We start from the raw sequence: 18017 nt of genomic DNA, 5'->3' as shown, positions 1-18017 counted from the left end.
GCGTATGAAGATCATTATCCTTGGTGCAGGTCAGGTAGGCGGCACATTGGCTGAAAATTTAGTCGGCGAAAACAACGACATCACCATTGTCGATAAGGACGCAGACCGGCTGCGTGAGCTGCAAGACAAATACGACCTGCGCGTCGTTAATGGCCACGCCAGTCATCCAAATGTTCTCCATGAAGCAGGAGCACAGGATGCTGACATGCTGGTCGCCGTCACTAACACCGACGAAACCAACATGGCGGCCTGCCAGGTTGCATTCACCCTGTTCAATACCCCCAACCGCGTCGCCCGGATCCGCTCACCGGAGTATTTGGCCGAGAAAGAAGCGCTGTTTAAGTCTGGGGCTATTCCCGTCGATCACCTGATTGCCCCGGAAGAACTGGTGACCAGCTACATCGAGCGCCTAATCCAATATCCCGGCGCTCTGCAAGTGGTCAGTTTTGCCGAGCAGAAAGTCAGCCTGGTGGCGGTCAAAGCTTACTATGGCGGCCCGTTGGTGGGGAACGCCTTATCAGCACTGCGCGAGCATATGCCGCATATTGATACGCGTGTTGCGGCGATTTTCCGCCAGGGACGCCCGATCCGACCGCAGGGCACTACCATTATCGAAGCCGATGATGAAGTGTTCTTCGTGGCCGCCAGCAACCACATTCGCTCGGTGATGAGTGAACTGCAGCGTCTGGAAAAACCCTACCGGCGCATCATGATCGTCGGTGGCGGTAACATCGGCGCCAGCCTGGCCAAACGGCTGGAAAACACCTACAGCGTCAAACTGATTGAACGCAATTATCAGCGTGCTGAACAACTGTCCGAACAGCTGACCAACACGATTGTCTTTTGTGGTGATGCAGCCGATCAGGAGTTACTGGTAGAAGAGAACATCGACCAGGTAGACGTATTTATCGCCCTGACCAATGAAGATGAAACCAACATCATGTCGGCGATGCTGGCTAAACGCATGGGTGCCAAAAAAGTAATGGTACTGATCCAGCGCGGTGCCTATGTCGACCTGGTCCAGGGTGGCGTGATTGATGTGGCGATTTCGCCCCAGCAAGCCACGATCTCTGCCCTGCTGACCCATGTGCGCCGAGCCGATATTGTCAATGTCTCCTCATTGCGCCGCGGCGCCGCCGAAGCCATCGAGGCCATCGCACATGGTGATGAAACCACCTCAAAAGTGGTGGGACGAGCGATTGGCGAGATCAAACTGCCGCCGGGTACCACCATCGGCGCGATCGTCCGCGGTGAAGAAGTGCTGATCGCCCACGATCGCACCGTGATTGAACAGGACGACCACGTAGTAATGTTCCTGGTCGACAAAAAATACGTGCCAGACGTCGAAGCGCTGTTCCAGCCAAGTCCATTCTTCCTCTAGGACGTCTTTATGGTTAACTTACGTCCCGTCCTGTTCGTGATCGGGCTGGTTTTATCTAAACTGGCCCTTTTTATGTATGTTCCAACCCTGGTGGCCTTTTTTACCGGCACCGGCGGATTTCTCGACTTCGCTCAAGCGGTGGCAATGACCCATCTGGCCGCTTTCATCTGCTTAACGGTCGGCCGCACCGCCAGATTTAAACTCAGTGTGCGTGATATGTTCCTGATCACCAGCCTGGTCTGGACCATTGCCAGCGCTTTTGCTGCGCTACCGTTTGTTTTCATCAACCACATCAGTTTTACTGACGCCTATTTTGAAACCATGTCAGGGATCACCACGACCGGTTCCACCGTACTGAGTGGTTTGGATGATATGGCCCCGAGCATCTTACTCTGGCGCTCAATTTTGCAGTGGCTGGGGGGAATCGGTTTTATCGTCATGGCCGTCGCGGTCCTGCCGATGCTTAACGTCGGCGGGATGAAACTGTTCCATACCGAGTCATCAGACTGGTCGGATAAAAGCAGCCCACGGGCCAAAACGGTGGCGAAAAACATTGTCGCGGTATACCTGTCACTGACAGGCTTATGTATCATTGGCTACCTGATGGCCGGCATGAACCCGTTTGAAGCCGTCAACCACGCTTTTACTACCCTGTCGACCGGTGGCTACTCGACTTCTGACGGCTCAATGAACCACTTTTCCCATGGCGCACACTGGGTCGCCACAGCATTTATGTTTCTTGGCGGCTTACCGTTTTTACTGTTTGTTTCCGCAATGAACAAACGCAAACTCAGTGTGATCGTGCAAGATGCCCAGGTACGAGGCTTTGCTTACCTGTTCCTGTTTGCCAGCCTGATCATCGCAACCTGGCTGGTCTGGCGCGATGGCTATACCGTGATGGATGCGTTGCGGGTCTCGATGTTTAACATCGTCTCTGTGGTCACCACTACCGGGTTTGGTTTGGAAGACTTCACCGCCTGGGGCGCCCTGCCCACTACGCTATTCGCCTTTCTGATGATGGCCGGTGCCTGTTCAGGCTCGACTGCCGGAGGAATAAAAATCTTCCGCTTCCAGATTGCGATGACCCTGCTCAACAAACAGATCATGAAACTGGTTCACCCTTCCGGAGTGTTCGTTCAACGCTATAACCAACGTCCGGTGAACGACGATATCGTCCGTTCAGTGGTGGCCTTTGGCCTGATGTTTTTTATTACCATCATTTTTATCGCCGGTTGTTTGAGCAGTTTGGGCTTAGGCCCGATCACCAGCATTTCCGGTGCGATCACAGCCGTCGCCAATGTTGGTCCGGGCATGGGCTCGGTGATCGGCCCAACGGGCAACTTTGCCCCACTGCCGGATGCCGCCAAATGGCTGCTCAGCTTTGGGATGTTAATGGGGCGTTTGGAAATCCTAACCATTTTGGTGCTTTTCTTTCCAGCGTTCTGGCGTCGATAGACAGGCTAACAATAAAAGGTATCACAATGAAAACATGGATCTCTCTGGCTACCCTGCTGGCCACTTCCTCGGTTTATGCGGCTGAGGTGGTCACCCTGGCTGACGGTCGCCAGGTGAAGCTCAATGATGACTTCACCTGGGAGTATCTGGTCAACGCTGCCGCAGAAAAAAGCGTTAATACCAGCGAAAACCAAGCACCTGAACTGGTGGCCGCTCCGCTGATCACCGCCATTCCACTGGTCAACAAACTAACGGGCACGACGATTGTGGTCAATGCCAACAAACCAGCCATGCAATTGTCAGATTCCGGGGTAGATATCCTGATTGGCCCGGCCCGTTACCAGCAGGGGGAACTGCTGTTGCCGACCTCGGTGACCAATCAGAGTTCACAATCGGTGATTCTGGTAACACTAGAGGTGCAGGTACTGGACATGTCCGGTAAAGAACTGGCCACTGAGACGGTCAACGTCTGGCAGTCAATCAAACGCCTGGCGGATACCTACCTGCGCCCACAACAAGCCGAACAGGGTAATAGCATCAAACTGGCCCTGCCTGAGTCGCCTCAGTACCAGCTGGTGGCCAAAATAGTGGAAGTAAAAACGCGCTAGTCACGCGGTATGTTGTCGGGCCAGCTGCTGGCTAAAGAACCTGAGCTCAGGTTAAATTGGCTCGACAAACCAGTAAATCGCAAAAAAATGGCACACGCAACCCGCTAAGACAAACCCATGCCAAATCGCATGGTTAAAAGGAATGCGTTTCGCAACGTAAAAGATCACCCCCAGCGAATAGACGATGCCGCCAAGAGCCAATAACGTCAGCCCGCCAATCTCTAAGGTCACCGCCAGCTGATAAATTACGATCAGCGATAACCAGCCCATCACCAGATAGGTTACCAGCGAAAATTTTTTAAACCGGTAGACAAACGCGACTTTCATGATAATACCGAGCAGGGCAATGGTCCAAATCACGATCATCAGCCCGATTGCCAATGGCGTACGTAAGCTCACCAGCAAAAATGGCGTATAACTACCGGCAATCAGCAAATATATTGCACTGTGGTCAAAGGTTTTTAACCACCGCTTGGCTTGTGGGTAAGGGATAGCATGGTACAGCGTTGAGGCCAGAAACAACAAAATCATACTGGCCCCATACACCGCTAAGCTGGTGATAGTCAGTGTGTCCGCCTGAGAATCGGCCGCTTTCACCAACAATAAAATTAATCCCACAATGCCAAAGATCATGCCAAGCCCGTGGGTGAAGGTATTCGCCAATTCTTCAGCGCGACTGTATTGCGGTTTCTGTGCATCGGACATAGCAGCCTCTTAACCAGAGTTGTCAAACATTGTTTCTAGTATGACACATTAAGCTTACACGTGTAAGCTAAAACTCAATGTCGTCACTCGGGCAGGTTTGTTCCAGATAGTTCAATACCAACGGGCCTACCTCTTCCAGCGGGGTGCTGACGTCGATCGTTAGCTCGCGCTTAAGCTTACCCCTCCCCAACAAGCTTGCCAGCATACCACCAGGGCCGGCCCGGTTACGGTCAATCTCAAACCACAACTTAAGCTGCTGCTCACCGCGGTAGGCGACAAACTCCAGCTCACGCCATACGCCATGATAAGGGCCATCGGTCGGGACAAACTCAAATTCCTGCACGAACGGCAAGGCCTGCCCTTGTACCGCTTCGCACTCAACTTGACGGATACGTAATCCCTGAGACTCCAGCGCCGATAATATGCTGTCCATGAGCGGGTCGGGGCGCACCGTGAGCATGTCTTTATCACTCGGATCAACGGCCATCGCCACATCCAACCCGGTTTCCAGCCAAACTTTGGTGTCACCAATCGTGATGGGAGTATTCCACGGGGCATCCAGTTTGACCTCAAAGGTACGCTCTTCACCAGGATGGATCACGAAGGCATAAGGGAGGTTCCAGCTGGCCAACACATGCGTTTGCGCGACACGATGCCTCCGCTGGCCATCACGATTACCTTGATCGTCTTCGACTTCCGCGATGTAATGACAACAAAGTCTGAGATCAATATTATCAATCGACTGTTCGGTCGCGCCGCCATAGACATGGATCGACACATCTACGCTTTGCCCCGGATACAGCACATCCTGGTTAAGGATAGAATCCACCTTGGCGCTGCCGATACCAAAACTCGCCAGGGTCTTTTTCAAAAATGACATACGCACCTCCTTCTATCGATACCTCATACTACTGTTGTTGTCCGGATCAGAACAATTATTTCGCACCGCTCTCAGCCTAAAATTGACTATTTGCGAACAAATCAACTGTTCAACTATCGACCAATTCTGATAAGAATGCTAACCTGTAAATGATATGCATGCATATCGTTATTCCTGGACCATTATTTGGACTGGCGGGAGCCAAACAAGAGCCACCCTTCACCCTGTTGAAGCTCAACTCATAGTGATCCAGGCCATTACATTGGCAATGGATATGCCTGGCAGTTAGGTATAAAAATGCGCCCAACAACAGTCAGGTTCGCACGAACTAATCGTAGTGCAATGCGCCGTCGCAGTGGTTTCACCGCCGCCCCAACGGCAAAACGAGTTGCGCCAGCAATGACACTGGTTGAGAAAACAGCAGTCTTGCCAAGTGTTCCAACCAAAGTTGTACAAGCAGCTTAAGCAAAAGCGCGGCCATGGCTGCGCTTTTCTTTTCTCCATTCCACTTTGCTATTTGGTCTTCTTCTGCCAATTTGATACCTTAACCAACAAATAAAACCTAAAACCCGTGTGGAGAAAGAAATGAAGTGTCATCGAATTGAAGAGCTACTCGAGCTGCTTGAGCCTGAGTGGCACAAAGATCAGCAGCTGAACCTGTTGCAATTTATTGTCAAACTGGCAAACGAAGCCGGTTATCAGGGCAAACTGGAAGATCTGACCGACGATGTCCTGATCTACCATCTAAAAATGCGCAACAGCAGCAAAGAGGAAATGATTCCTGGCCTGAAAAAAGATCAGGAAGACGATTTCAAAACCGCTATTTTGCGTGCCCGCGGCATCATCGACTGATCCCAGGCACCCGAACAAAAAGCGACTCACCATGAGTCGCTTTTTTTTATGCTCTTATCTATTCAGGTCATAAATAGGTTAACTACATTGCTTTTTGTTGTTAAAGGTTGACTGCGTTAAAGAAACACAATTGTTATTGACGGTATAATTCCCATCCATAAGTATTTACTAAAATATCATCAGCCTATTTTGTCGAGCGTGATCACCAGAAATCACGCCAAGCATAATTAAAAGCCTAAGAAGAAGGATGTGTGCATGAGTCAGGAAAAAATCGATATTAAAGATGTGACTCCTAAAACGTTTAACCCCAAGACCCACAAAGGCAAAGGGGACAGATTCAATCCAAACAATCGAATTTATGTACGGGAAAGCAAAGGAACCTTCCAGAAATTACGCCGCTATGGTGGCTGGTTCTTATTACTGCTGTTCACTTTAGCGCCTTGGATTCCCTATGGTGAACGCCAGGCCATCCTACTCGATATCGGCCATCAGCAATTCAATTTTTTTGGCACCACACTCTACCCACAAGATCTGACTCTGCTGGCGCTGCTGTTCATGATCGCAGCATTCGGCCTGTTTTTTATCACCACTTTTTTAGGCCGGGTGTGGTGTGGCTACCTCTGTCCGCAAACGGTGTGGACCTTCATGTACATCTGGTTTGAGGAAAAGCTGGAAGGCAGTGCCAATAAGCGCCGTAAGCAAGACTCGAACAACATCACTACTCATTTGGCCATACGTAAAACCATCAAACACCTGGCCTGGTTTGCCATTGCCCTTGCCACTGGTTTTACCTTTGTTGGCTACTTTGTTCCCGTAAAGCAACTGGTCGTCGATTTCTTTACCTTTAACGCCAGTTTTTGGCCGGTTTTTTGGGTGCTGTTTTTTGCGGTTTGTACTTATGCCAATGCGGGCTGGATGCGCTCTATTGTCTGTCTGCATATGTGTCCTTACGCGCGTTTCCAATCCGCGATGTTTGATAAAGACACCTTCATCGTCGGCTACGACACTAAGCGCGGAGAACAGCGTGGCCCCCGCTCGCGCAAAGCCGATCCTAAACAGCTCGGACTCGGTGATTGTATTGACTGTGACCTCTGCGTCCAGGTCTGCCCGACCGGAATTGATATTCGTGACGGCCTGCAATATGAGTGTATCAACTGTGGTGCCTGTATCGATGCCTGTGACACGACCATGGAACGGATGGGCTATGCCAAAGGCCTGATCAACTACACTACCGAGCACCGCTTATCCGGTAAGCACACCCATGTATTGCGCCCTAAGCTACTTGGTTATGGTGCGGTACTACTGGTCATGATTGGTTTGTTCTTCGCGCAGATTGCCGCCGTTGACCCCGCAGGCCTGAGTGTCATTCGTGATCGTAACCAGTTGTTCCGGTTCAATAACTCTGGCGAAGTGGAAAACACTTACACCCTGAAAGTCATCAACAAGACTCAACAAGTGCAAGAGTACAACCTGGATGTAGAGGGTTTGAATGACGTAACTTGGTATGGCAAGCAGACCATCCAGGTGGAACCGGGGGAAGTGTTAAGCTTACCAATGAGCCTTGGCGCAGATCCTGACAAGCTAGACTCTGCGATCACGACAATTCAGTTTATACTCACCGATAAGAGCAACGAATTCACCATCGAAGTGGAAAGCCGATTTATCAAGAAGCTATAACTTCGATGACTAATGGAAAAAGGCTCAGCAATGAGCCTTTTTATTTATATGTCCCAAGGTACGTTTAACTTTGATGCCCTCACCCCTGATTTCATGTGGTACGCACTAGAAAGCATTGGCATCCGCGCAGAATCTGGCTTTCTTCCTCTCAACAGCTATGAAAACCGGGTCTATCAGTTCACGGACGAAGAGCGTCGCCGCTACGTGGTGAAGTTCTACCGCCCCGAGCGCTGGAGTGACCCGCAAATTCAGGAAGAGCACAATTTCACGCTTGAGCTGATCGACAACGAGATTCCGGTCGCCCCACCCGTTGTAATCAACGGCCATACCCTGCATCATTACCAGGGTTATGGTTTTGCCCTGTTCGACAGCGTCGGTGGCCGCCAGTTTGAAGTCGATAACCTGGAGCAACTGGAATGGGTCGGTCGTTTCCTTGGCCGTATCCACAACGTGGGCAGCAGAACCACCTTTCAACACCGTCCGACGATGGGCTTGTCCGAATACCTCTACCAGCCGCGTGAGATCCTGCAGCACTCCAACATGATCCCGCTCCACCTGGAAAACAGCTTCTTCAATGATTTAGACATGCTGATTGCCGCGCTTGAAACCCACTGGCAGCAGGACTTCACCGCCATTCGTCTGCATGGCGATTGCCACCCGGGGAATATCCTCTGGCGCGACGGACCGATGTTTGTCGATCTGGATGACTCACGTAACGGTCCGGCAGTACAGGATCTGTGGATGCTGCTCAATGGTGAACGTCAGGATAAGCTGATGCAACTGGACATTCTGCTTGAAGCTTATCAGGAGTTTTGTGATTTTAATGCAAATGAACTGAAACTGATCGAGCCACTTCGTGGTCTACGAATGGTGCACTATATGGCCTGGCTGGCAAAACGCTGGCACGATCCGGCCTTTCCGCTCGCTTTTCCATGGTTTAATGAGCCAAAATACTGGGAAGGCCAGGTACTGGCATTTAAAGAACAGATTGCCAACTTAGAAGAAGCCCCACTGTTTTTGATGCCACAATGGTAAGTCAGGCCAAACATTTCAAAATGGAGATATTTAGATGAAAAAACTGCTCGCACTGTTTTCTATGCTGATGATCAGCCTGTCGGCAAACGCGGCACAATTCAAAGAAGGTGAACACTATAAAGTATTGGATCTGGAGGCAGCGAAAAAGCCAGTTGTGACTGAATTTTTCTCATTCTACTGTCCGCACTGCAATACCTTTGAACCCGTTATTCAACAGTTGAAAAAGCAATTACCAGAAGGCGTAAAACTGCAAAAAAACCACGTCTCTTTTATGGGCGGGCAAATGGGGATGTCGATGAGCAAAGCGTACGCGACCATGCTGGCGCTAAAAATCGAAGACCAAATGATACCTATTATGTTCAACCGTATTCACAATCTACGTAAAGGCCCCCGTGACGATGCTGAACTACGCCAAATCTTCCTTGATGGAGGCGTGGACGCCAAAAAGTTCGATTCGGCATTCAACGGTTTTGCTGTCGATTCCATGGTTCGCCGGATGGACAAGCAGTTCGAGAACAGCGGCCTGACCGGCGTTCCGGCAGTGATCGTCAACAACAAGTATCTGGTTCAGGCCCAGGGGATCAAATCCACCAGCGAATACTTCGCGCTGATAGACTACCTGTTAACGCTGAAATAAGTTCCTCATCAACCGCAACAAGGGGAGCCTCGGCTCCCCTTAGTTATTTGTGTAGCTCTTGCAGGAGCTTGTCTTTCTCTTGCCAAATGCCAACTAACCACTGCTGGAACTGGCGCTTATACGGTTTATCATTGAAGTAATCACCCAGCACCTGCCCATCCACCGGCAAGACATTCACTCGCACCACAATCTTGGTCATCCGCCCCATCAGCATATCTTTGAATGGTTTATCCCTGTTTTCCGGGTACGCCAACGTGACATCAATAATATTTTCAAATTGGTCACCCATCGCCGCCAGCGTATAAGCAATCCCCCCGGATTTAGGCTGCAATAAATACTGATAACCCGCTTTACTCTTGCGTTGCTTTTCCGCAGTAAAACGCGTGCCTTCAACATAATTGACCACGGTGGTTGGCGTGTGCTGGAATTTCGCGCAGGAACGACGGGTGGTAACCAAATCCTGGCCGCGTTTGTGTGGGTTGCGCAGCAGGTACTCGCGCGAGTAACGGCGCATAAACGGCATATCTAATGCCCAGCATGCCATGCCAATAAAAGGAACATAGAGCAACTGCTGCTTGAGGAAAAACTTTGGCATCGGAATACGATCTTTAAACACACAACACAGTACAACGATATCCGTCCAGCTCAGGTGGTTACTGATCAACAGATACCAGCCGTCCTTTTTGAGGTTATCGCCGCCTTGTACATCCCACTCCACACGGTTTGCCAGTGCAAGAATGCCCGCATTTATCGTAGCCCACCCCCACATCACCTTGTTGGCAGCCTCGGTCGCTCTGGATTTCAGCTTCTGAGTTGGAAGCAAAACTTTAGCCACAGCGATAAAACAAATCACAACGGAACAGAGCGCTGAATTTAAAATCACAAAAAAAACGTTAAAAATGAGTAACAAATATGCCAACATGGTAAAAAAATCAATAATGATAATAGGTGAGTAATAAAACAGCGTGTAATTATACAAACCCTGAAGCTCAATGAAACAATTGTTACGATGGTCAGATTTGTTTCACGCCAGCTCCCGACCTCACCGATGTCATTATAAGGAGATATGAATGGATATCAGGCTCACCTTGCTCACCCTCACCATGCTAGCCCCCACAGTACATGCCCAGCTGGCTCCATCTGCAGGATTAAGCGGAGAGATCGCACTCAATGCTGGTTATACCACCAGCAAATCACAGTTTAATACCGACTCTGCGCGAACTCTGACTTCACTCGAACAAGCCCCCGATCGTGAAAGCTCACTTCTCGTTGCCCCGCTGGGTAACCTGGCGTACACCTTCGGCTCCCGCCTGAACCAGCAAATCTATCTCGGCACCACACGCTCTGACATCGCCGTTGGTACTCTGGCGTTTCAACTGGGTTACCGCTACCAACTGCCATCCAGCGTCATTGTTGATATCTCATACCTTCCTACGGTGATCGATGGTGAAACATGGCGTAACCCGTACCTACTGAACACCGCACGCCAAACCACGGATGAAGGTGGCAACGCTTTCCGGCTGCAACTCAATCGCCTGGTGGATGGTAACTTAAACCTTGATTTCGCCTACGCCGACAAAGATGTCGAACATGACCAGGTGTCTGATCTGACCCTGCTCAGGGATGCCCAAATCTACTATGTCAAAAGTGGTTATCGTATTCCGCTCAGCCGGACCTCCAGCCTGAAACCAGCCATCACTTACATCAGCCAGGACGCAGCAGGAGAAGCCGAATCGTTTGACTCCTACGGTATCGATATCAGCTGGTTTAGCCTGCTCAACAGACATCGGTTAGCACTGACCACCGAATATCAACAACGAGATTACCAAGCGGCGAGTCAGACTTTTAGCACCACGCGCAAGGATGATAACTGGCGCTTTTTTGTTGCCTATGAGTATCAAAATGTATTCAACTGGCAGGACTGGTCGTTTGTCTCTTTCGCGAGCTACAGCCAGACAGAGTCCAATATCCGCTTTTATGACGAAACCCAGTCTTTAGTCTCCGTGGGATTGAATTATCGCTTTTAACCCGCTTGCGCCATTCAGGCCGGCAACACTCAAACAGCTTGCGCAGTCAGTTGTTTCAACAGCCGATCCATCGCGCGATAGCCGAGCGCCTCAGCCAGGTGGCTCCGCCCGATGTGATCCGCCCCGTCAAGATCGGCGATAGTGCGGGCCACCTTGATGATGCGGTGATAGGCGCGGATCGACAAACCCAGCCGGTGCAGGGCATTTTCGAGAAACTCGGCATCCTGTTTTTGAAGCGGGCAAAACGCCTCGATTTCCCGGCTGCCGAGCAGGGCATTGACTTTACCACTGCGGTTAAGCATGGTTTGACGGGCGTGATTGACCCTCTCCTTGACAACCGGCGTTGACTCTCCCCGCTCCCCCCCTGCAGCCAAGGTACCTTTCGGCAAAGCCGGTATTTCCAGTGACATATCAAAGCGGTCCAGCAAGGGGCCAGACAAGCGAGCCAGATAACGCAATATCACCTGCGGGTTCGTCCGGGCCTGATGGCCTTCGTAATAGCCGGTCGGACTGGGGTTGAGCGCCCCCACCAATTGAAAACGCGCAGGAAAGCGCGTTTTACCCTGAGCCCGGGAGATGATGATCTCCCCCGATTCCAGTGGCTCTCGCAGTGAGTCCAACACTTTACGGTCAAACTCCGGCATCTCATCTAAAAACAGTAAGCCGTTATGCGCCAGCGAGATTTCCCCCGGCCTGGGCACAGAACCTCCGCCAACCAGTGCCGCCATCGAACTGGAGTGATGCGGGGCGCGAAACGGCCGGCATTTCCAGTTGTGGAGATTAATTTCATTTTGCGTCAGGGAAGCCACCGACGCCGTTTCCATCGCTTCATCGTCACTCATCTCTGGCAATAGATCACGTAAGCGCGACGCCAGCATGGTCTTTCCGGTTCCGGGCGGGCCGAGAAAAAGCAGGTTATGGTTGCCGGCTGCGGCAATTTCCAGCGCGCGTTTGCCTTGCTGCTGACCGATGATGTCCTGAAGATCGCGTTCCGGCCTCACCGCAGTGTTGCCCCTGGCAGACTGATGCAGTGCCAGCCGTTGCTGGCCGCATAACTCGGCACACACTTCCAGCAGTGACTGAGCGGATTTATGTTGCTCCCGGCCCACCAGTGCCGCCTGATCACCATTGGCATGCGGGACCACCAGATGACGTTTGGCCAGGTTAGCAGCCAGCGCAGCGGGAAGCACACCTTTTACCATTCGCAACCCACCAGACAGCGCCAACTCGCCGATAAATTCGTAGTTTACGAGCCTATCTGTCGCGATTTGCCCTGAAGCTGCAAGAATACCCAATGCGATTGGCAGGTCAAAACGGCCACCTTCTTTGGGTAAATCCGCGGGGGCCAGATTGACCGTGATGCGCTTGGCCGGAAACTGAAAATTGGAGTTGACGATCGCACTACGGACCCGGTCTTTGGACTCCTTAACCGTGGTTTCGGGTAACCCGACCAAGGTAAAGCCGGGCATACCATGACTGATATGCACCTCTATACTCACTAAAGGAGCTTCGACCCCAACACTTGCCCGACTTTGAATAATTGCCAGCCCCATGATTTCTCCAACAGATTGAACACTCGATAGACAAAAAAATTCGTTATGAGTAGGTTATATAACCTGTCCGATTGACGAGGAAATGTGAAAAAAGAATGACTTTTTGCTTGTCAGACAGCAGATTTGTGTGTTACCACTAGTTACGCAAACATTTACGTAGAAGATTACACAAAAATAGTTAACGACGGACAGATGAATATTTTCGCCCACCTTCACTCACTGATTACCCTGATTATCGTGGTCATTATTGGCACCGCGCGGGGTATTGTGGACGAAAGATAACCACAAATCACAAAAAACCCCCGCACTGAGAAGTCCGGGGGTTTTTTTACAACTACAAGTTGTCATCTGTCTAACCTTCGGACAGTTTAACGGGAAGAATGGGAGCGCACATGAAGTGCAACATGCATGGCAATCGCTACGAGCCACAACGTAGCAAGGGAGGTTTACGATGACTGGTGCAGAACTTGTCGTAGCCGCTTTAAGACAGCAAGGCATCGAAACCGTGTTTGGTTACCCTGGCGGGGCCATTATGCCAATCTACGACGCCTTATATGACGGAGGGGTGGAACACATCCTCTGCCGCCATGAACAGGGAGCCGCCATGGCGGCCATCGGCATGGCACGTGCAACCCAGGATGTAGCGGTATGCATGGCGACATCCGGCCCGGGAGCCACCAACCTGGTCACCGGCCTTGCCGATGCATTCCTCGATTCCGTTCCGCTGGTCGCCATCACCGGCCAGGTCGCCAGCTCTCACATCGGTACCGATGCGTTTCAGGAAATGGATGTGATTGGTATGTCTCTCGCCTGTACCAAGCACAGCTACCTGGTGACTGAGATTGACGATCTTGCCCCAACGCTGGCCGAAGCATTTGAAGTGGCGAAAACCGGCCGCCCGGGTCCGGTGATTGTAGATATCGCCAAAGATGTACAATTGGCCCAGGCGCCAACCGAGTTGGTCCCTCCCTTTACTCCACCAGCGCTCCCTAATGTAACTACCGATGACATCCTGCGTGCGCAAGAATTATTAGCCGCATCGACGCGCCCGGTACTTTATGTGGGCGGTGGCGTTCAGCTGGCCAAAGCCACGGACGCGGTGCGTGAGTTCTTGCGTTTAAACCCGATGCCTGCCGTCAGCACCTTAAAAGGCTTGGGGACGATTGAACGTCACGATCCCCACTATCTGGGCATGCTGGGCATGCATGGCACTAAAGCGGCAAACCTGGTGGTGCAGGAATGTGACCTGTTGATTGTGGTTGGAGCCCGTTTTGACGACCGGGTAACCGGTAAACTGGATACCTTTGCCCCGCATGCCAAGGTGATCCATATCGATATTGATGCCGCAGAGATCCATAAGTTGCGCCACGCCAATGCACCACTGCGTGGTGATATTAATACCATTCTTCCCCAGCTAGAGCTGACCCAAGATATTTCACCCTGGGTTCATCACAGCGAAAGCCTGCGCAGCGGATTCAAATGGCGCTACGACCATCCAGGCGAGCCGATCTATGCCCCGCTGCTGCTTAAGCAGTTGTCTGACATGATGCCGGACAGTGCCATCGTGTCGACTGACGTCGGTCAACACCAGATGTGGGCAGCCCAGCACATCCAGCCACGTGAACCACAAAACTTCATTACTTCAGCGGGCCTCGGCACCATGGGCTTTGGTTTGCCAGCCGCAATGGGTGCGGCCGTCGCGCGTCCTGATGATCAGTCTATTCTTATTACTGGGGACGGTTCTTTCATGATGAATGTGCAGGAGCTTGGCACACTCAAACGTCGTCAGATCCCGGTGAAAATTGTTCTTCTCAATAACCAACGTCTTGGCATGGTGCGCCAATGGCAGTCACTGTTCTTTGATGGCCGCCATAGTCAGACCATTCTGGATGACAATCCCGATTTCGTGATGCTGGCCAAAGCGTTCGACATTCCGGGTAAAACGATTACCAAGAAAGAAGAGGTCGAACCGGCACTTAAAGAGATGCTGGCAAGTAAAACGTCTTACCTGCTGCACGTTTTAATCGATGAAGAAGAGAACGTGTGGCCACTGGTCCCACCGGGCGCATCAAATAGTGATATGTTGGAAAACACCTAGGAGACAATCACATGGACAGATATTTACTCGACATCAAAGCCGATGACAAACCGGTACTGTTAGAGCGCGTTCTTCGTGTGATCCGTCACCGAGGCTTTGTGATCAAGCAAGTCGCAGCTACGCAAAACCACGCGAGCAAGGTAGCCAGCGTTGAGATCATCGTCGACAGCGATCGACCGATCTCGTTTTTGGTCAATCAGATTGAGAAGTTGTGGGACATCCGTACGGTCGACGTACTGAAAATCCGCAACGATGAACTCCCCAATCACAACTTACAACAACACGTGAGTGCATAAGGAAGGCAATAAATGGCAACGAAAACTGCAGATTTCATTTGGTTTAATGGTGAGATGGTTCCGTGGGCAGAGGCGAACGTCCACGTTCTAACCCACGCAATGCACTACGGCACCTCGGTTTTTGAAGGCGTACGCTGCTACAACACGCCCAAAGGACCCATTGTCTTCCGTCACCGTGAACACGCCCAACGTCTAAAAGATTCAGCCAAGATTTACCGCTTCCCGATCCCATACTCAGTGGAAGAAATCATGGAAGCCACGCGTGAAACACTACGCCAGAACAAACTCGACAACGCTTACATTCGTCCATTGGGCTTTGTCGGCAATGTTGGCCTCGGTGTGTGCCCCCCTGCCGGCACCGAAATGGATCTGATCATCGCCGCGTTCCCATGGGGATCATACCTGGGAGAAGAAGCGCTGGAAAAAGGCGTCGATGCGATGATTTCCAGCTGGAACCGCGCGGCACCGAACACCATCCCGACCGCCGCCAAAGCCGGTGGTAACTACCTGTCTTCACTCCTGGTTGGCGGGGAAGCACGTCGCCACGGTTACGACGAAGGCATCGCCCTGAGTGTCGATGGTTATCTTTCTGAAGGCGCCGGTGAAAACATTTTTGTGGTCAAAAACGGCGTGATCAGCACCCCTCCCGCCACCAGTGCCATCCTGCCGGGCATTACCCGTGACTCGCTCATGACCATTGCCCGCGATAAAGGCTATGAAGTCCGTGAAGCCAACATCGCGCGTGAAGCGCTGTATCTCGCCGATGAGGTGTTTATGACCGGAACTGCCGCAGAAGTGGTGCCGGTGGCAACCATTGACAACATTGAAGTGGGTTGCGGCAAACGCGGCCCAATCACCAAAGAACTGCAAGAGGCCTACTTTGGCCTATTTAACGGCACCACAGAAGATAAGTGGGGCTGGTTAGACTATGTGTACCCAGAGCAGCAGTAAGAGTAAGAAGGATAAGGAAATGCCAAAATATAGATCAGCCACTACCACACATGGTCGTAACATGGCGGGCGCCCGTGCGCTATGGCGGGCCACCGGCGTCAAGGATGAAGACTTCGGTAAACCCATCATCGCGGTGGTGAACTCGTTTACCCAGTTTGTGCCGGGTCACGTCCACCTCAAAGACTTAGGCCAGCTGGTGGCACAAGAGATCGAAGCCGCTGGGGGTATCGCAAAAGAATTCAACACCATCGCCGTGGATGACGGCATCGCCATGGGCCACGGTGGCATGCTCTACTCCCTGCCGTCACGTGAACTGATCGCAGACTCAGTGGAGTACATGGTCAACGCGCACTGCGCCGATGCGATGGTGTGCATCTCCAACTGTGACAAAATCACACCGGGAATGCTGATGGCCTCAATGCGCCTCAATATTCCGGTGATCTTTGTTTCCGGCGGCCCGATGGAAGCGGGTAAAACCAAACTGTCGGATCAGATCATCAAACTTGATCTGGTGGATGCGATGATCCAGGGCGCGGATCCAAAAGTTTCTGATGAGCAGAGCGAACAGATCGAACGCAGCGCATGCCCGACGTGTGGATCGTGCTCGGGCATGTTCACCGCCAACTCCATGAACTGCCTGACCGAAGCGCTGGGTCTGTCTCAGCCGGGTAACGGCTCACTGCTGGCAACCCACGCGGACCGTAAACAGCTGTTCGTCAACGCTGGTAAACGTATTGTTGAGCTAACCAAACGTTACTATGAACAGGACGACGAGAGTGCCCTGCCACGCAGTATCGCGACTAAAGCGGCGTTTGAAAACGCGATGGCACTGGATATTGCCATGGGCGGCTCAACCAACACCGTACTGCACCTGTTAGCGGCTGCACAAGAAGGTGATGTCGATTTTGATATGACGGATATCGACCGTATGTCTCGCCAGGTACCGCACCTGTGTAAAGTGGCACCTTCGACGCAGAAATACCATATGGAAGACGTACACCGCGCTGGTGGTGTGGTCGGCATCCTTGGTGAACTGAATCGCGCCGGCCTGCTGCACAACCAATCGAAGACAGTACTGGGTCTGACCTGGGAAGAACAACTTGCACAATACGACATCATGCAAACTGAGTCGGAACAAGTGAAGGCCTTCTACCGCGCAGGTCCTGCGGGCGTCCGTACCACCCAGGCGTTCTCGCAGGACTGCCGCTGGGACTCCCTGGATGACGACCGCACTGAAGGTTGCATCCGCACCAAAGAGAATGCCTTCAGCCAGGACGGTGGCCTTGCCGTTCTGCGAGGCAACATCGCGCTGGATGGCTGTATCGTAAAAACCGCGGGGGTAGATGAAAGCATCCTCAAGTTCACCGGCCCTGCCGTGGTCTTTGAAAGCCAGGAAGATGCCGTCGACGGTATCCTCGGGGGCAAAGTGAAAGCCGGTGATGTGGTGGTGATCCGCTACGAAGGGCCTAAAGGTGGCCCGGGCATGCAGGAAATGCTCTACCCAACTACCTACCTGAAATCAATGGGCCTGGGCAAAGAGTGCGCCCTGCTGACTGACGGCCGCTTCTCTGGCGGTACATCCGGTCTGTCGATCGGTCACGCCTCTCCGGAAGCCGCCAACGGCGGCGCAATTGGCTTGGTGAAAAACGGTGACTTGATTGCGATTGATATTCCAAACCGCAGCATCTCACTAGAGATTTCAGAACCAGAACTGGCTGAGCGTCGTGCAAAACAAGACGAACTGGGTTGGAAACCCGCCGATCGTCAACGTGAAGTTTCATTTGCCCTGAAAGCCTACGCCAGCATGGCCACCAGTGCGGACAAAGGTGCCGTGCGAGATAAATCTAAGCTAGAGGGCTAGC

General features: G+C 51.9%; 17 protein-coding genes. 12 read left to right on the top strand and 5 right to left on the bottom strand.

Going from position 1 to position 18017, the window contains the following annotated elements:
- Positions 1 to 4 precede the first annotated feature (4 nt).
- From trkA to P2G85_RS15640, 3 genes are read left to right on the top strand one after another with little or no spacing between them, the layout of a single operon-like run.
- Positions 5 to 1381 (top strand): Trk system potassium transporter TrkA, encoded by a 1377-nt coding sequence (trkA, locus tag P2G85_RS15650; protein ID WP_275864994.1) that lies wholly within the window; start codon positions 5 to 7, stop codon positions 1379 to 1381.
- A 9-nt stretch (positions 1382 to 1390) separates the two neighbouring features.
- Positions 1391 to 2836 (top strand): TrkH family potassium uptake protein, encoded by a 1446-nt coding sequence (locus P2G85_RS15645; RefSeq protein ID WP_275864993.1) that lies wholly within the window; start codon positions 1391 to 1393, stop codon positions 2834 to 2836.
- 26 nt (positions 2837 to 2862) lie between these two features.
- Entirely contained in the window at positions 2863 to 3444 is a 582-nt protein-coding gene (locus tag P2G85_RS15640) for a DUF3157 family protein (protein ID WP_275864992.1), read from the top strand.
- A gap of 51 nt (positions 3445 to 3495) precedes the next feature.
- On the opposite strand, the gene P2G85_RS15635 is transcribed toward P2G85_RS15640, so the two are convergent.
- The 3 genes from P2G85_RS15635 to P2G85_RS15625 all read right to left on the bottom strand — a co-directional run bounded on the left by P2G85_RS15635 (position 3496) and on the right by P2G85_RS15625 (position 5564).
- Positions 3496 to 4149: a hemolysin III family protein gene (locus tag P2G85_RS15635; RefSeq protein ID WP_275864991.1), complete on the bottom strand. Its 654-nt coding sequence runs from the start codon at positions 4147 to 4149 to the stop codon at positions 3496 to 3498.
- A gap of 67 nt (positions 4150 to 4216) precedes the next feature.
- Complete coding sequence (locus P2G85_RS15630; protein WP_275864990.1) at positions 4217 to 5029, bottom strand: sporulation protein; 813 nt, start codon at positions 5027 to 5029, stop codon at positions 4217 to 4219.
- Between the two features lie 361 nt (positions 5030 to 5390).
- Positions 5391 to 5564, bottom strand: a complete 174-nt coding sequence (locus tag P2G85_RS15625; RefSeq protein WP_275865012.1) for a hypothetical protein — start codon at positions 5562 to 5564, stop codon at positions 5391 to 5393.
- A gap of 50 nt (positions 5565 to 5614) precedes the next feature.
- Between P2G85_RS15625 and P2G85_RS15620 the strand changes: the two genes are divergently transcribed.
- The 4 genes from P2G85_RS15620 (at position 5615) to P2G85_RS15605 (ending at position 9230) form a co-directional block, all read left to right on the top strand.
- Positions 5615 to 5881, top strand: coding sequence for a YihD family protein (locus P2G85_RS15620; protein WP_275864989.1), 267 nt, complete (start codon positions 5615 to 5617; stop codon positions 5879 to 5881).
- 255 nt (positions 5882 to 6136) lie between these two features.
- The gene (gene ccoG / locus P2G85_RS15615; RefSeq protein ID WP_275864988.1) at positions 6137 to 7558 is read left to right on the top strand and encodes a cytochrome c oxidase accessory protein CcoG; all 1422 of its coding nucleotides are present in this window, start codon (positions 6137 to 6139) and stop codon (positions 7556 to 7558) included.
- A gap of 48 nt (positions 7559 to 7606) precedes the next feature.
- Positions 7607 to 8593, top strand: coding sequence for a serine/threonine protein kinase (locus P2G85_RS15610; RefSeq protein WP_275865011.1), 987 nt, complete (start codon positions 7607 to 7609; stop codon positions 8591 to 8593).
- Positions 8594 to 8627: 34 nt separating this feature from the next.
- On the top strand, positions 8628 to 9230 hold the full coding sequence (locus P2G85_RS15605; RefSeq protein ID WP_275864987.1) for a thiol:disulfide interchange protein DsbA/DsbL: 603 nt from the start codon (positions 8628 to 8630) through the stop codon (positions 9228 to 9230).
- A 43-nt stretch (positions 9231 to 9273) separates the two neighbouring features.
- Here P2G85_RS15605 and P2G85_RS15600 read toward each other — a convergent pair whose 3' ends face one another.
- Positions 9274 to 10152 carry an acyltransferase gene (locus P2G85_RS15600; RefSeq protein ID WP_275864986.1) on the bottom strand — a complete coding sequence of 293 codons (879 nt, stop codon included), beginning with the start codon at positions 10150 to 10152 and terminating at the stop codon, positions 9274 to 9276.
- A 148-nt stretch (positions 10153 to 10300) separates the two neighbouring features.
- On the opposite strand from P2G85_RS15600, the gene P2G85_RS15595 reads away from it, so the two are divergent.
- A complete protein-coding gene (locus tag P2G85_RS15595; RefSeq protein WP_275864985.1) occupies positions 10301 to 11257 on the top strand; it encodes a DUF2860 domain-containing protein in 957 nt (318 codons plus the stop codon).
- Between the two features lie 29 nt (positions 11258 to 11286).
- Here the strand turns inward: P2G85_RS15595 and P2G85_RS15590 are convergent, their stop codons facing one another.
- Positions 11287 to 12810, bottom strand: a complete 1524-nt coding sequence (locus P2G85_RS15590; RefSeq protein WP_275864984.1) for a YifB family Mg chelatase-like AAA ATPase — start codon at positions 12808 to 12810, stop codon at positions 11287 to 11289.
- Between the two features lie 451 nt (positions 12811 to 13261).
- Between P2G85_RS15590 and ilvG the strand changes: the two genes are divergently transcribed.
- The 4 genes from ilvG to ilvD are packed head-to-tail and all read left to right on the top strand — an operon-like array spanning position 13262 to position 18016.
- Positions 13262 to 14908 carry an acetolactate synthase 2 catalytic subunit gene (ilvG, locus tag P2G85_RS15585; protein ID WP_275864983.1) on the top strand — a complete coding sequence of 549 codons (1647 nt, stop codon included), beginning with the start codon at positions 13262 to 13264 and terminating at the stop codon, positions 14906 to 14908.
- An 11-nt stretch (positions 14909 to 14919) separates the two neighbouring features.
- Positions 14920 to 15204, top strand: a complete 285-nt coding sequence (ilvM, locus tag P2G85_RS15580; protein WP_275864982.1) for an acetolactate synthase 2 small subunit — start codon at positions 14920 to 14922, stop codon at positions 15202 to 15204.
- A gap of 12 nt (positions 15205 to 15216) precedes the next feature.
- Positions 15217 to 16155 (top strand): branched-chain-amino-acid transaminase, encoded by a 939-nt coding sequence (ilvE, locus tag P2G85_RS15575; RefSeq protein WP_275864981.1) that lies wholly within the window; start codon positions 15217 to 15219, stop codon positions 16153 to 16155.
- 19 nt (positions 16156 to 16174) lie between these two features.
- Positions 16175 to 18016 (top strand): dihydroxy-acid dehydratase, encoded by a 1842-nt coding sequence (ilvD, locus tag P2G85_RS15570; RefSeq protein WP_275864980.1) that lies wholly within the window; start codon positions 16175 to 16177, stop codon positions 18014 to 18016.
- The last annotated feature ends 1 nt before the right edge of the window (position 18017 follow it).

The sequence above is a fragment of the Vibrio sp. CAU 1672 genome, from assembly GCF_029223195.1.
Classification (GTDB): domain Bacteria; phylum Pseudomonadota; class Gammaproteobacteria; order Enterobacterales; family Vibrionaceae; genus Vibrio.
This window is presented reverse-complemented; position numbering and strand designations above follow the sequence as displayed.